Raw genomic sequence first — 13,089 nt, 5'->3', positions numbered from 1 at the left:
CCTCCGTGCGTCCGGGCGATTCCACGCCACTCCTCGGCCTCGGTCGGGCCCTCAAACGTTCGACGACTGCGCCGCCCCCGTCCGAGGAGGACCGGCGTCGGCCCCGCCCCCGCTTCCCTGATCGGCGGGATCGGCGCCTTGATACTCCGATGACCAGGGCGGGATCAGCTGCCGCATCACAATTCACGGCGGGGTGGTCGCCGAGCAGATCAGCACAGGCGCGTCCGCCTCGGCGATCCCCACGGCGACCCCGCAGCAGCCGCGGACACTGCCGCTAGCCGGACCCCGCACGCAGAACGTCGGCCGAGAGCAGCCGCCCTCCACCCTCGGGGGACGGCGGGCACTCTCGGCCGACGTTCTGCGCGCGAGCGCGGGGACTACTTGCGGAACATCCGCGCCGTGGTCTCGAAGAGGCCCTTCACGGGGCGCTGCTGCTCGCCCTGCTGGGCGCCGAGGACGATGATGACGGCGGTCAGCACGGGGATGGCCCACTGGGTGACCTTCTGCACGCGGAGGGCCGTGGTCAGCTCCTGCGAGTTCTGCTCCGACGCCTCGGTCACGCCGGGGGCGCCCTCGTCGGCGTGCTTGGCCTGCGTCGCTCCGGCGACCGCGGCGATCACCGAGGCGGCGCCGGCGAGCCCGGTCACGACGGTCTTGACGACGGTGTTCGTGCGGCTCTCCTGCTGGTTGGCCAGGCGGGTCTTGTTGGCGAGGACGAGTCCGATGCCGCCGACGCCGTGGGCGGCGATCGCGGCGAGCTGCACAGGGGTCCAGCGGGCCCAGCCGTTCGAGGAGAGGCGGAGGCGCTCCGCCGGGTCGGACGAGGTGGACGCGGCGCCGTTCAGGCCGACGGCGCCCATGAGCGAGCCGCCGAACCAGGCGGCGGCTCCGAGGTCGTGGAGACTGCGGACGAGGGTGTTGCGGGAGGGCATGTGGGCCTCTTCTCTGCCGGCGGCGGACGCCGGCGGTGGTCGGCTGGTGCGGACTCCTCCGACGCTACGCGCGCCCTGGAACCGCGCACGGGGCTTGACCTCTCCCCCTCCGACAGGCTCCGCTGGAGGTCACCGACCGACCCGGACCGACCGACCCGAGGAGCCCCGCGATGCCCACCGACGACGAGAAGCGGACGACCCGCGACGAGTTCCACGACGCCGTGAACATGACCGCGAAGGAGCTCGAGGAGTGGCTCGGCACCGACGAGTCGAAGGAGGTCGGCCAGAAGCCGGAGGGCGGCGGCGAGTCCGTCGGCCACGAGAGCGGGCGCCGCATCGTCGAGCTTCTGGGCACGAAGCAGGCCGACCTGAGCGAGGACGACTACGCCCACATGACGAAGGTCGTCGGCTACGTGCACCGGCACGCGAAGCAGCGTCCCTCGGGCGATGTCACCGAGACGAAGTGGCGCTACTCCCTGAAGAACTGGGGCAACGACCCGCTGAAGGGCTGACCCGGTCCGAGAGCTGCGCTCAGCACATCCCGAAGAGGTTGCAGAGGGCGCCGCGGTCCTGGATCGACTCCATGCCGCCCGGCTTCTGCACCTTCGGCAGCTCGTAGGAGGCGGCGACCGTCTGCACGCCGGCGGACGAGGCGGCCTGCACGGGAGCGGCGGCAGGAGCGAGAACGGCTCCGAGGGCGAGGGCGGCGGCGGCGAGGATCGGGGCCATGGTCGTTCTCCTGTGATCGAGGGGTGCGATCGGCTCGACCGCTCCATAAGCATGGCGACGCCCCGTCGCACCGCTCCTGTACGAAAGACCAGTCCGCCCTTGTACGGAAGGCCGACGGGGCTCGGGGGAGGCTTCGGTACCCTGGTCCCGTGGTGGGGACGACGCGGTGGACGAACGACGTGCGGACGCTGCCCGGCGGGTGGATCACCCGGTCCCTCCTGCTCGGCTCCTTCACGCTCCTCGTCGTCATCGACCTGATGGGCGGCAGCGTCGACCTCACGTCGGTCCGCGGCTGGATCGAGCTGGCGCTCCCCTACCTGCCGCTCCTGGCGCTGCTCGCCGGCGCGATCCCCGCGGCGGTCTCGCTCTACCTCGTCTACGCCGTCGTCCTGATGCTCGGCGCCCCGCCGCTGCTGCTCGCGGCGCTGATCTTCCCGACCATCGTGGTGGTCGGCTTCGTCACCTTCCTCCTCCCCTGGCGCGCGGGGCTCGTCTTCGTGCTCGGCACCCTCGTCCTCCTGCCCGCGGTGCTGCTCGTCGACCGCGCCATGGGCACGGCCGTCTACGTCCTGGGCGCGTTCGTCCTCTTCGGCGGCACCGCCGGGCTGGGCCTGAACGCCTTCCGGGGCCGCAGCGAGCGGAGCGAGCGCCGGGCCGACCGCATCCAGGAGGAGCAGGCGCGGATCCGCAACGAGGAGCGGACCCGGCTCGCGCACGAGCTGCACGACATCGTCGCGCACGAGGTGACCATCATCGCCATGCAGGCCCGCCGCGCGACCTCGGTCGAGGACCCGGCCAAGACCGAGCGCATCCTCGAGAGCATCGGCGACGCGGCGCAGCAGGCGCTGCAGGATCTGCGGAGCCTCGTGACGCTCCTCCAGGACGAGGACGAGGCAGGCGCTCCCGCCCGCGGCGACTCCGACCTGCTCGGGACCCCGGAGGTCTCGGGCGCCACGACCACCGCCGTCGGCTTCGTCCACGACGTGCGGAACGTCGCCGACGCGATCGAGCGCGCGGGCTTCCGGGTCCGCCTCGACGTGGCGGGCTCCGTGGCGCAGGTGCCCGCGAGCCTCCGCCAGGTGCTGCGGCGCACGGTCCGGGAGCTGGGCACGAACGTGCTCAAGCACGGCGACACCGCCGGTGAGGTGCAGCTCCGGCTCGAGGTGTCGGGGGGCGAGGTGCAGCTGAGCTCCTCCAACGCGATCGCCTCCGCGGCTCCGATCGTCTCCTCGCACCTCGGGATCGAGGCGATGTCGGCCCGCTGCGCCGTCTTCGGCGGGCGGCTGGACGCGGGAGCCCGCGGCGGCCGCTGGACTACGACCATGACCATCCCCCTCGAGGGCCGGGCGTCCGGTGCGCTCGTCGCGGGGGCGACCGACGAAGGACGAGAGCGATGACCCGCGTGCTGCTGGTGGACGACGAATCGATGACCCGCGAGATCCTCCGCGACTACCTCTCGCAGGACCCGGCGATCGAGGTGGTGGGCGAGGCCTCCGACGGGAGGATCGCGGTGCAGCAGGCGGCGACGCTCCAGCCCGACCTGATCCTGATGGACATGCAGATGCCGGTCATGAACGGCGTCGCCGCGACCGAGCGGATCCACGCCGAGCACCCGGGCATCGCGATCCTCGGGCTCAGCACGTTCACCACGGACCGCTACGTCGTCGACCTGCTCCGCGCGGGCGCCTCCGGCTACCTGGTCAAGGACACGAAGCCGCGGGAGATCATCGCGGCGGTGCACGCGGTGCTCGCGGGCGAGTCCGTGCTCTCCGCCGAGGTCACGCGCCACGTGGTGAAGGGGCTCGAGGAGTCGGTGCCGGCGGAGACGGTGCCGGACCCCGATCTGCTCGAGGCGCTCACCGAGAAGGAGCTCGAGGTGATCCGCCTGCTCGCCCGCGGGATGAGCAACCGCGAGATGGCGCAGGAGCTGTTCGTCACCGAGTCGACCGTGAAGGCGCGGTTCGTGAAGGTGATGGAGAAGCTGGGCGTGCGCGACCGGGTGCAGATCCTGGTCTCGGCGATCGAGCACGGGCTCGTCGACCTGGGGACGCGTCCCGGCCGGAGCTGATCGAGCCCGCCGGATTCAGCCCCAGCCGACCACGTCGGCGACGGGCCGCAGGAGCCCCGCGACCGCCCGCTCGAGCGCACTCTCGTCGACCGCGGCGAGCGCCGACTCCGGATCGAGCACCAGGGCGCCGCCCCAGCCCATCACCTCGTACTCCACCAGGGTGCGCGCGAGCGTCTCGGGCGACCGCCAGGCGCGGAGGAGGTTCGCCCGCGCGAACGCGTGCGCGGCGCGTGCTCCCTCCCCGTGCGCGGCGCGGCCGTCGAGGACGGTGCGCAGCACGGTCTCGAGGGTCGGGATGCCCTGGCCGGCCGGGGAGACGACCTGCCAGGTGAGGGAGGGGCGGCTCGAGCGCAGGCCCCGCGCGACCTGGGCGACCGCATCGCCGCCGGCGGAGCGCAGTGCGGCGGGGACGAGCGGCTCGGCCCCCGCGGTGAGGCGGCACAGCGCCAGGAACGTCGCAGCGTGGCCGACTTCGCCGGACGGGTCCGCGCCAGTGACGATCGTGCTCTCGTAGCCCTGCTCGCGGGACTGGTGCAGAGCGCTCGGCAGCGGAGCCGCGGCGGGCACGGAGACGGGCCGGGACGTCTCGCGGACGGCGCGTTCGGGCCCGACCACGGCGAGCACCGGATCCCCGGCTCCCTGGGCGCGCTCGAGCGTCAGGGCGGTCCAGGCCGCGGCGCCCTCCGGAGGGAGCACCGCGGTGAGGCTCTGCGCCCCGGCCGTCGCCGTCCACGCGAGCGAGACCGCTCCGGGGGGAACGGCCGAGCGGAGGCGGGCAGCGCGGTCGGGCCCGTCGTCTCCGGCCGGGTCGCGCCAGCCGAGGGCGACGACGGCGAAGCGGGAGCGCTCGTCGACGACGGCGAGCGGGGGTGCGGCGGTCATGGGCTCCTCCTTCCGGGACGGGTGGAGGCGGCGGGAACGCCCAGTGCGGCGAAGGGCTGCTCGGCGAGGCGGGCCGCGGCGTCCGCGAGCAGCGGGCGCGGCGGCCGCGCGGCGAGGGAGTCGACGAGCTCGCCCGCGAAGCCGGGCGCACCGCGCAGCAGGGCATCCCGGGCGACGGTGCGGGCCAGACGCTCGTCGTCGTGCACCAGCCGCTCCGCACGCAGCACCGCGCGGTGCCGGGCGTGCTCGAGGGCGGAGTCGTCGCTCACCGCGAGGGCGCGGAGGCGGTGCCACGGATCGACGGGCACGGCGGTGTCGTCGACCAGCACGAAGAGGTCGTCGGCGACGGTGTCGCCCGGGCCGAAGAGTCCGGCGCTCGCGTCGAGTCCGGCCTGCGCAGCGAGCGCCTCGGCGGCGATCAGGTCGCCGAGCAGCTCGTCGGAGACGCGGGTCGACGGCGCGGCGGCGGTCGCGGCGAGCCGGCGGGCGGCGGGCTCGGCGCGGTACTCGGGGCGGGCCGTCCCAGGTGGGACGGCGACCGGTCCTGCCGCGCGATCGGGCGTCTCCGCGAGGGCCGCGACCAGGCGGTCCAGGAGCCGGGCGGGGTCGTCGGCCGTGACGCCGACCAGCACGGAGCCGGCCGGGCTGTAGTGGCGCCGGTGCAGCGCGCGCAGGACGGGCTCGGTCGCGCGGCCCTCGAGGTCGAGGTCGCCGCTGCCGTCGTGCGCGTTGGGGGCGTCGGCCCAGTAGCGGGCGGTCAGGTGCGGCCACGGCAGCACGCCGCCCGGAGCGGGGGCGAGGCGCGCGGCCCGCTCAGAGGCGACCGCGCGGATCTGCTCCGCGATCTGCTCCGGCAGGAAGGCGGGGCGGAAGACCTGCTCGACGAGCCGCTCCGCGATCACGGCGGCCGACCCGGGAGAACCCGTCTCGAAGAACTCGGAGTAGTCGAGGTGCGTGTGACCGCCGAGGACGCCGCCGCTCTCGGCGACGCGGGTCTGCCGGACGAGACCGGCGACCCCCTCACTGTCCTGGTAGACGAGGTGCTCGATCAGGTGCAGCATCCCCTCCTCGCCGTCGCGCTCGTGGCGCATGCCGGCGGGCACGGCGAGGGCGACCGAGTCGTTGCGGACCTCCGGCCGGTGCACGACGAGCGCGCGGGCGCCGGAGGGCAGGGCGGCGGACAGGGTCGGGACGTCGCGGGCGCTCATTCCGCCCGCTCCCCCAGCTGTGCGGCGGACAGGCGCAGCAGCAGCCGCGCCTGATCGCTGCTGGCGCCCCCGGAGCGGTGCCAGTCGACGGCGTGCTGGGCCAGCCGGAACGCGGTGCCGACGCGCAGCAGCTCGGCGTCGTGGTCCTCCTCGAGCGAGAGTCCGCGGCGGAGCGCGTCGAGGGCCGGGCGGAGCGCGGGGTGGAAGGCGTGCAGCTCTGCGAGCTCCCCGAGCACCCAGGCGGCGTCCCAGACCGGGTCGGCGAGCCCGACGTCCTCGCCCGTGAGCAGAGCGACGCGGGTCCCGTCGACGACGAGGTGGGCGAGGCCGGGGTGGCCGTGGACCACGACCGCGGCCGGCGAGGCGACGACCGCCTCCGCCCAGTCGGCGAGCTCGAGGAGACCGCCGGCGCCGAGCTCCTCGGCGGCGGGCGCCCAGCCACCGGCGAGCCAGCCGCGGGCGCGCTGCAGCGGACGCGGAGGGAGCGGCTCCCCGGCGGGCCGGGCGCCGTGGAGCGCGTCCAGCGCGCCCTTCCACTCGCGGCCGACGGAGACGAGCGCCTCCTCCGACAGCTCGTGGAGGAGCGCGGGCAGCAGGGCGCGGGCGGTGGTGCGGTAGCGGCGGATCGACGGGTCGGCGCCTCCCGGCACGATCCGGGGATCGGGCGCTGCGAGGCGGACGGGCACCGGCGAGAACGGCAGCGGCGCCTGCTCTCCGAGGCGGCGGGTCCAGACGGTGGTCCCGTCGGGTCCGGCCGAGAGCTCGGTGACGAGCAGCCCGGTGACGAGGGCCCGCGGAGGGGCAGTGGTGCTCACGCCGACCTCGCCTCCTCCGCGGCAGCCGGTGCCGTGCGCAGCGACTCCAGGTGGCGCAGCACCGCGGGGAACGCGGGCGGCACCCAGGCGAGCGCCGTGTCGCTGGACTCGCTCGGCCCGGGCACGGGGTCGATGACGGTGAAGTTGGCCGGCTCGCGCAGCAGCGCGAGGGTTGACTCGACGACCGGGTTGCCGAGCGCCCGCGGCGGGAGCGACGGAGCGATGCACACCGGCGCCTCCGTCGTGAGGGCCGCGAGCAGCGATGGGGAGTCGGTGATGCCGTGCGCGAGGCGCGAGGCGTAGTCGAGGGTGGCCGGGTAGATCAGGATGAGGTCGGCCCACTCGGCGAGGTCGACGTGGGCGACGACGATCTCGTCGTCCCAGCGGTCGTCCTGGATCCGGCCGCGCAGTCGCGACTCCAGGTTGTGCCGGGTGGTGAAGCGGTAGGCCGAGTCGCGGACGAGCACGCGGAACTCGGTCGCCGGAGCGGCGGCGCGCGCCCACTGGATCCAGTAGGGCATGACCTGGGTCATGGCGGAGCCGGTCAGGACGAGGGCCACCCGGGAGTAGCCGAAGCGGCCGAGCGAGAGGTCGGAGAGTGCGGCGCTCTGCGCACCGGGCGGGGTGGTCATGGCGGTCTCCTCAGAGGGCGGCGGGCGGGAGGGCGGATCGGGTCACGGCCGGCGGCGGACGGGCGGACCGTGCCCGCGGAAAGGGCGGACGGGGATGGGCGGACGGCGCGAGCGGACGGCACGCGCCCGGGAGGGGCCGGGGCGACGCGGTCGAGGACCGGTCGCCCCGTGCCCGTCAGCACCCTGCGGTGAGGGTGACGCCGATGATGACGCCGGCGCAGAACGGGGTGGTGGCGGGCGCCTCGGAGGCGGCGTCGGTGCCGATCTCGTCGGCGGCGGTGAAGGTGTCGTGGGCGGTGGCGAGCTCGACGAGGTCGGCGGACTGGACGGTCTGGGCGGTGATGGTCGACATGGTGTTCTCCTTGGATGAGTGGTGGCGGCGGATCCGCCGGGTCGTGCGGGGAGTGGTGCGGGTGGTCCGGCCGGAGGGCCGGGGAGCGGGTGCTGCGGGAGCACCCGGGCGGGAGGAGGGCCGGGTCAGCAGCCCGCGCCGAGGGTGGCGCCGACGATGATGCCGACGCACAGGGGCGTGGTGGCGGGCGCCTCGGTCGCGGCGTCCGAGCCGAGCTCGTCGACGGTGGCGAAGGTGTCGTGCGCTCCCGCGAGGGCGGTGAGGTCGGCGGACTGGGCGTCGGTGGAGATGGTGGTCATGATGTGTCCCTTTCGTGGAGTACCTCGGGCTGAGGTGGTGGTCCCCTCGGGATCGAGGGGAGGTTCGTGGGGCCCTAGCGGGCGGTGAGTCCCGGGCGGTCCGGGTCGATGCGCGCGGCGCGGGCGGCGTCGGCCCAGGCGTCGGCGGCGGGGATCGTCTCGGCCGAGGAGCGCAGGAGCGCTTCGGCGAGGACGCGGGAGCGGTGCTGGCCGAAGCTCAGTCCGCGGTAGGAGGAGCGCTCGTCGGCCGGGTCCTCGGCGTAGGCGAGGCCGTCGGCGAGCCTCTCGGCGAAGGCCGAGACGGCGGTGCGGGGCGAGGGCCGGGCATCGAGCAGCGGAGTGACCCTCCGGGCGACGTCGTCGGCGGAGTCGGCGGGCAGGTAGACGACGAGGGCGTCGGAGCGGGGGAAGGCCCGCGGGTCCGAGAGCGCCTTGGCCTGGTGGCGGGCTCCGGAGGCGGCGAGCGCCTCCAGGAGCGGGCCCCACAGGGCGAGCGCGTCCTCCGCCGAGTCGGCGACGAGCGAGAGGCGCACGACCCGGTCGGCGGGATCGAGTCCCATCGGGCCGAGGGCGAGGAGGTAGCCGGGAGTGGTGCGGGTGCGCCAGCTCGGCAGCCGGACGCCGGCGACGGCCCCGTCGGCGGAGCGGACGAGATCGACCTCGGGCACGAGGACCCGGACGCGGCCCAGCTCGACGACCCGGCGCTCCTCCCCCTGCACGGTGGCGGAGCCGAGCACCCCGGAGGGAGCGGGCTGCAGGACCGTGCGGTGCGGGATCGCGTCGATCAGCCGGGGGGCGAGGTCCTGGCCGTCGCCTCCGGCGGTCTCGCCGAGCAGCGGGTTCCGGAGGTGCAGGTGGGTGTAGACGGTGGCGGCGAGTCGGGCCCGCAGCTCGATCGGCCCGGTGGCCTCGATCACGGTCCCGTCGACCTCGGCCCGCAGCCGGGCGGCGTCGACGCTGATCACGGCCTCGTCGAGGACGGAGCGGGTGGTGAGGGCGGTCATCGCGGGCTCCTGTCGAATCCGAGGGCGGTGGAGTAGGCGGAGGGGGCGAGCAGGACGCGGCGGCCGATGCCGGCGGCGGCCCGCTCGATCCCGGGGAGGCGGGAGACCATCGAGGCCCGGGCGAGGGTGCGGTCGACGAGGTGCCAGCCCAGGTGGGCGGTGGCGCGGACGGCGAGGGCGTCGTCCGCGCCGGCGGTCTCGGCGGCGTAGGCGAGCCACATCCGCCGGATCCTCGGGACCAGTGCCGCCATCCGCTCCGCGATGCGGGCGTCCGCGGCCGCAGTGTCGAAGGCGAGTGGAGGAGCGGAGGCGCCCTCCCGGGTGGTCACGGTGTCGAGCACCGCGCGGTGGATCCACTCCCCCGCCAGCGTGCCGAGGTCGCGGGCCGGATCCCCGATCCCGAACTCCTCCCAGTCGAGCAGCTGGAGGCGCCCGTCGCGGAGGTGGAACTGGTCGAGGCGGAGGTCGCCGTGGATCGGGGCCGTGCGGTTGCCGCTCTCCCACTCGCGGAGATCCTCCGTGGCCGAGACGAGCTGCTCGTCGTGCTGCAGGTCGCCCCAGAAGGCGAGCTCGGCGAGGGTGAGGTCGACGTAGCGGGTGTGCGGGATGCCGACGCGCAGCATCTCGACGGGAGGGCTGGGGTGCGAGGTCGCGGTGAGGCCCGCCACCGGGCCGGCGTGCAGCCGGGCCAGGAGCCGGCCGGCCTGTTCGGGGAAGTCCGCGGGGACGCGCTCCTCCACGAGCAGGAGGGCCAGGCTGGTGCCGGGGCAGTGCTCGAACACCAGCAGGGAGTCGTCCTCGTCGGCCGCCAGCAGGCGGGGTCCGGCCGGGGCGTGCTCGGGGCTCCGGGCGGCGAAGCCGGCGAAGTCCCTGGAGCGGCGGAAGGCCGCGGGGCCCGCCGTCCGGGGCGAGACGTGCTTGACGAAGACGCGGGCGCCGTCGTCGAGGGTCATCGTCCACGACGCGTTCCGGCCGGCGAAGGCGGGGCGGTCGATCGCGGCGACGCGGTGGCGTCCGCCGCCGAGCAGCCGCTCGGTCGAGGCCGCCGCCCGGAGGGCCGCCGGATCCGCGGGGCGGTGCCCAGGGGTCGCGGGGCGGAGCCCGGGAGTCGCGAGGAGAGTCACGATCGTGTCCTTCGGTCGGTCGAGCGGATCAGAAGAGGTAGGTGACGACGAGGTAGGCGCCGCCCGCTCCCCCGACGAGGAGGGCGGTGTTGACGAGCAGCTTCTTGAGGGGCGAGGGGCGGGTCGAGGCGGTGCGCGAGGTGGTCATGGTGGTGTCCTTCCGAGGGGTGGTGGTGGTGGATATCGGGAGCCGGGCCTAGGAGGCGTCGGCGGCCTTGAGGGAGGCGCGGAGCGAGACGCGGGAGCCGGTGCGGAGCGCGTTGTTGCGGTAGACGCGGACGACCAGGCGGAACAGCAGCGGCACCGTGATCGCGGCGACGACGGCGGCGATCACCATCTCGGGGGTGCCGACCGAGTCGAGGCCGAAGCGCATCGGCATCAGGTAGGAGGAGAAGAGGGGGACGAAGGAGAGCGCGTGCACCCAGGCCTCGTCGAGGTTCGCCGGCACCACGTAGAGCGCGATGATCAGCAGCGCCATCTGCACGACGGAGAGCGGCATGGCGGCGGTGCCCAGGTCCTCCTGCCTCGACACGGTCGAGGCGAGCAGGGTGCTGAGGAGCGCGAAGAGCACGTAGCCCTGCAGGAACCAGACGAGGAACCAGACCAGGCTCGGGCCGAGCTCGATCTCGAGGACCGACCACCCGCCGACCACGCTGAACCCGCCGACGACGGCGCCGCCGATCACGAGCAGCTGGGCCAGGGTCACCAGGCCGACGCCGATCATCTTCCCGGCGAGCAGCGGGGCGACGCCGATCTTCGTCAGCAGGATCTCGACGATCCGGGACGACTTCTCCTCGACCACCCCCGAGGCCAGACTCGACGAGGAGTAGACCATCGCGGCGAGCAGGGCGCTGATCATCGCGGTCGCGAACAGGATCCGGGTGTCGAGGACCACGGTCCCCGCCTCCCTCGTCGCGTCGACCAGGAACCAGCCGCCGATCCCGGCGCCGAGGCCGGCGATCGCGGCCAGCGCGAGGGTCGCGGTGAGGATCGTGCGGTTCCCGGTGCGGGTCAGGATCTCGCGGCGGACGATCGTCGCGGCTCCCCGGGCCGGCGTCGGAGGAGCGGAGCTCTCGGCGGTCCGGGCGTGGGCGGCGCGGGGGTGCGTGGTGGTCATCGTCCTGCTCCTTGGATCTCGAGGCGGCGCTCGGCCGCAGGGGTGGAGGCGGCGGTGAGCCGCTCGGACAGCAGCTCGGTCAGCGAGCGCTGCGCGGTGCGGATGCTCCGGAGGCCGCCGTGGCGGGTGAGGGTCGCGAGCACCTGCTCGGGGACGTCCCGGCCGCTGCCCTCGATCGAGACGAGCAGCGACTCCGGCTCACCGGGGACCGGCTCGGCCGACAGTCCCGGTGTGACGCCGAGCTCGGCGACGAGCAGGTCGTCCAGGGGGCGGGAGAACTGCAGCTGCCAGCGGCTGCGGCCGTCGTCCTGCAGCTCGGCCACCGCTCCGCTCGCGGTCACGCGGCCGGAGTCGAGCACGCAGACGGTGTCGCAGAGGCGCTCGACCAGGTCGAGCTGGTGGGAGGAGAAGAGCACGCCGACGCCGCGGGCGGACTGCTGCCGGATCAGGCCGGCCATCGTCTCCACGGCGACCGGGTCGAGCCCCGAGAAGGGCTCGTCCAGCACCAGGAGCGACGGATCGCCCACCAGGGACACGGCCAGCTGCACGCGCTGCTGGTTGCCGAGCGAGAGGTCCTGCACCAGGGTGTCGGCCCGCTCGGCCAGGCCCAGCGCGTCGATCACCTCCTCGGCGGTCTCACGGGCTCCCCGGGCGTCGTGCCCCTCGAGCAGAGCGAAGTGGATCACCTGCTCGCGGACCCGCATCTGCGGGTAGAGGCCGCGCTCCTCCGGCATGTAGCCGATCGAGCGGCGGTCCTCGGCGGTGATCGGCGCGCCGTCCCAGGTGATGGTCCCCGTGTCGGGGGTGAGCAGGCCCAGGATCAGCCGCATCGTCGTGGTCTTGCCGGCGCCGTTGCCGCCGATGAAGCCGACGATCTCGCCGCGGCCCACGGACAGGTCCACGTCGTGCAGGACCCGGTGGCCGCCGAATGCACGGCTCACGCCGCTGAGCTGAAGCCCTCGCATGTCATCTCCTCGAAGTCGTTTCTCTTGACTCCTCAGACGCTACGGACGCTCTCGCGACGGGCTCCTGTACTTCGGTACAGCGCCGAGGTGGCCGAAAGTGCAGGTCCCGGATCACCGGACGTGCAGGTCCCGAGGCGGCCGCGCGTGCAGGTCCGGGGGCGGCCCGGGTGCGGGCCGCCGGCGTCCCGAGCACGACGGACGCCCCCGTGCTCGTCCGGTCGGCGACCGGAGCGCACAGGGGCGTCCGTGGAGGAGGAGGAGCGGGGTCAGGCCGTCGCGCAGCTCCCGTCGACCTCGCCGATGACGCCGTCCGTCACCGACACGACCGCGCAGTTCGGGTAGCCCCGCTGCGGCCGGTGCGCGGGGTCGAGCGCGCGGAGGATGCTCCCCAGCACCGCTCCATGGGTCACGACCAGCACGTCCCCGTGCTCGGCCGCCGGCACGAACCGCGCGATCGCGGCCTCCACGCGGGCGCGCACGGTGGCACCGCTGTCAGCCCGGCCGGAGGGGTCGTGGCGGTGGATCGCGTCGAGCACCGAGTCGAGACCGGCGTCGGTCATCCGCGGCCAGTCGGCGGAGGAGGGCACGTAGGAGTAGCCGTGATCGGCGAACACCGGCTCCCAGAGCGAGGCGTTCGGCTGCCCCTCGAAGGCGCCGAAGTGCCACTCGCGGAGCTCGACCATCGGCTCGGCCTCGAGCGACGGGTGCCCGGCGAGCGCCGCCGCCGCCGTGGTGCGGGTGCGGGTGAGGTCGCTCGTGAACGCCGCGACGAGCGGCACCTCGCGCATCCGCTCGCCGAGGGCCGCCGCCTGGCGCTCGCCGCGCTCGGTCAGGGGCGAGTCGCACCAGCCCTGCAGCTGGCCGGCGACGTTGAAGAGGGTCTCGGCGTGGCGCACGAGGTGGATCGTGCCGCTCACGGGCGCGCGCTCGCGGGCGTCGTCTGGCGGGCGGGGGTCGTGCGG

16 protein-coding genes are annotated in these 13,089 nt (G+C 74.7%); 3 read left to right on the top strand and 13 right to left on the bottom strand.

Translation table 11 applies throughout. The features are described 5' to 3' along the window. Positions 1 to 377: 377 nt before the first annotated feature. Positions 378 to 932 (bottom strand): hypothetical protein, encoded by a 555-nt coding sequence (locus C5D66_RS03540; protein WP_104225093.1) that lies wholly within the window; start codon positions 930 to 932, stop codon positions 378 to 380. 170 nt (positions 933 to 1,102) lie between these two features. On the opposite strand from C5D66_RS03540, the gene C5D66_RS03535 reads away from it, so the two are divergent. Then, complete coding sequence (locus C5D66_RS03535) at positions 1,103 to 1,444, top strand: DUF3140 domain-containing protein (protein ID WP_104256256.1); 342 nt, start codon at positions 1,103 to 1,105, stop codon at positions 1,442 to 1,444. A 19-nt stretch (positions 1,445 to 1,463) separates the two neighbouring features. Here C5D66_RS03535 and C5D66_RS03530 read toward each other — a convergent pair whose 3' ends face one another. Next, entirely contained in the window at positions 1,464 to 1,661 is a 198-nt protein-coding gene (locus C5D66_RS03530; RefSeq protein ID WP_104256257.1) for a hypothetical protein, read from the bottom strand. A 149-nt stretch (positions 1,662 to 1,810) separates the two neighbouring features. Here C5D66_RS03530 and C5D66_RS03525 point away from each other — a divergent pair, with 149 nt between their 5' ends. Both C5D66_RS03525 and C5D66_RS03520 read left to right on the top strand, forming a co-directional pair. Beyond that, a complete protein-coding gene (locus tag C5D66_RS03525; RefSeq protein ID WP_258059356.1) occupies positions 1,811 to 3,058 on the top strand; it encodes a sensor histidine kinase in 1,248 nt (415 codons plus the stop codon). After that, entirely contained in the window at positions 3,055 to 3,729 is a 675-nt protein-coding gene (locus tag C5D66_RS03520) for a response regulator transcription factor (protein WP_104225096.1), read from the top strand. Before C5D66_RS03525 ends, C5D66_RS03520 begins: the two co-directional genes overlap by 4 nt. Positions 3,730 to 3,744: 15 nt before the next feature. On the opposite strand, the gene C5D66_RS03515 is transcribed toward C5D66_RS03520, so the two are convergent. From C5D66_RS03515 to C5D66_RS03475, 11 genes are all read right to left on the bottom strand, one after another. After that, positions 3,745 to 4,611, bottom strand: a complete 867-nt coding sequence (locus C5D66_RS03515) for a hypothetical protein (protein WP_104256258.1) — start codon at positions 4,609 to 4,611, stop codon at positions 3,745 to 3,747. After that, on the bottom strand, positions 4,608 to 5,819 hold the full coding sequence (locus C5D66_RS03510; RefSeq protein ID WP_104256259.1) for a pitrilysin family protein: 1,212 nt from the start codon (positions 5,817 to 5,819) through the stop codon (positions 4,608 to 4,610). The genes C5D66_RS03515 and C5D66_RS03510 overlap by 4 nt, the downstream gene beginning before the upstream one ends. After that, positions 5,816 to 6,634: a hypothetical protein gene (locus C5D66_RS03505; RefSeq protein ID WP_104225099.1), complete on the bottom strand. Its 819-nt coding sequence runs from the start codon at positions 6,632 to 6,634 to the stop codon at positions 5,816 to 5,818. The genes C5D66_RS03510 and C5D66_RS03505 overlap by 4 nt, the downstream gene beginning before the upstream one ends. Continuing rightward, on the bottom strand, positions 6,631 to 7,266 hold the full coding sequence (locus C5D66_RS03500) for a flavoprotein (RefSeq protein WP_104225100.1): 636 nt from the start codon (positions 7,264 to 7,266) through the stop codon (positions 6,631 to 6,633). Before C5D66_RS03500 ends, C5D66_RS03505 begins: the two co-directional genes overlap by 4 nt. 175 nt (positions 7,267 to 7,441) lie before the next feature. Continuing rightward, complete coding sequence (locus C5D66_RS17020) at positions 7,442 to 7,618, bottom strand: hypothetical protein (RefSeq protein WP_181067916.1); 177 nt, start codon at positions 7,616 to 7,618, stop codon at positions 7,442 to 7,444. A 125-nt stretch (positions 7,619 to 7,743) separates the two neighbouring features. Further along, positions 7,744 to 7,917: a hypothetical protein gene (locus C5D66_RS17015; protein WP_181027122.1), complete on the bottom strand. Its 174-nt coding sequence runs from the start codon at positions 7,915 to 7,917 to the stop codon at positions 7,744 to 7,746. Positions 7,918 to 7,991: 74 nt separating this feature from the next. Next, positions 7,992 to 8,921 (bottom strand): T3SS effector HopA1 family protein, encoded by a 930-nt coding sequence (locus C5D66_RS03495; RefSeq protein WP_104256260.1) that lies wholly within the window; start codon positions 8,919 to 8,921, stop codon positions 7,992 to 7,994. Continuing rightward, positions 8,918 to 10,045 (bottom strand): class V lanthionine synthetase subunit LxmK, encoded by a 1,128-nt coding sequence (lxmK, locus tag C5D66_RS03490; RefSeq protein ID WP_258059357.1) that lies wholly within the window; start codon positions 10,043 to 10,045, stop codon positions 8,918 to 8,920. The genes C5D66_RS03495 and lxmK overlap by 4 nt, the downstream gene beginning before the upstream one ends. Positions 10,046 to 10,241: 196 nt before the next feature. Further along, positions 10,242 to 11,162, bottom strand: coding sequence for an ABC transporter permease (locus C5D66_RS03485; protein ID WP_104225127.1), 921 nt, complete (start codon positions 11,160 to 11,162; stop codon positions 10,242 to 10,244). Further along, positions 11,159 to 12,103: an ABC transporter ATP-binding protein gene (locus C5D66_RS03480; protein WP_258059757.1), complete on the bottom strand. Its 945-nt coding sequence runs from the start codon at positions 12,101 to 12,103 to the stop codon at positions 11,159 to 11,161. Before C5D66_RS03480 ends, C5D66_RS03485 begins: the two co-directional genes overlap by 4 nt. 290 nt (positions 12,104 to 12,393) lie before the next feature. Next, a complete protein-coding gene (locus tag C5D66_RS03475) occupies positions 12,394 to 13,044 on the bottom strand; it encodes a histidine phosphatase family protein (protein ID WP_104256261.1) in 651 nt (216 codons plus the stop codon). Positions 13,045 to 13,089 lie beyond the last annotated feature (45 nt).

This window comes from Rathayibacter sp. AY1B4, assembly GCF_002932815.1.
GTDB lineage: Bacteria > Actinomycetota > Actinomycetes > Actinomycetales > Microbacteriaceae > Rathayibacter.
The sequence above is the reverse complement of the archived record's forward strand: the minus strand, read 5'-3'. Positions and strand labels throughout refer to the sequence as shown.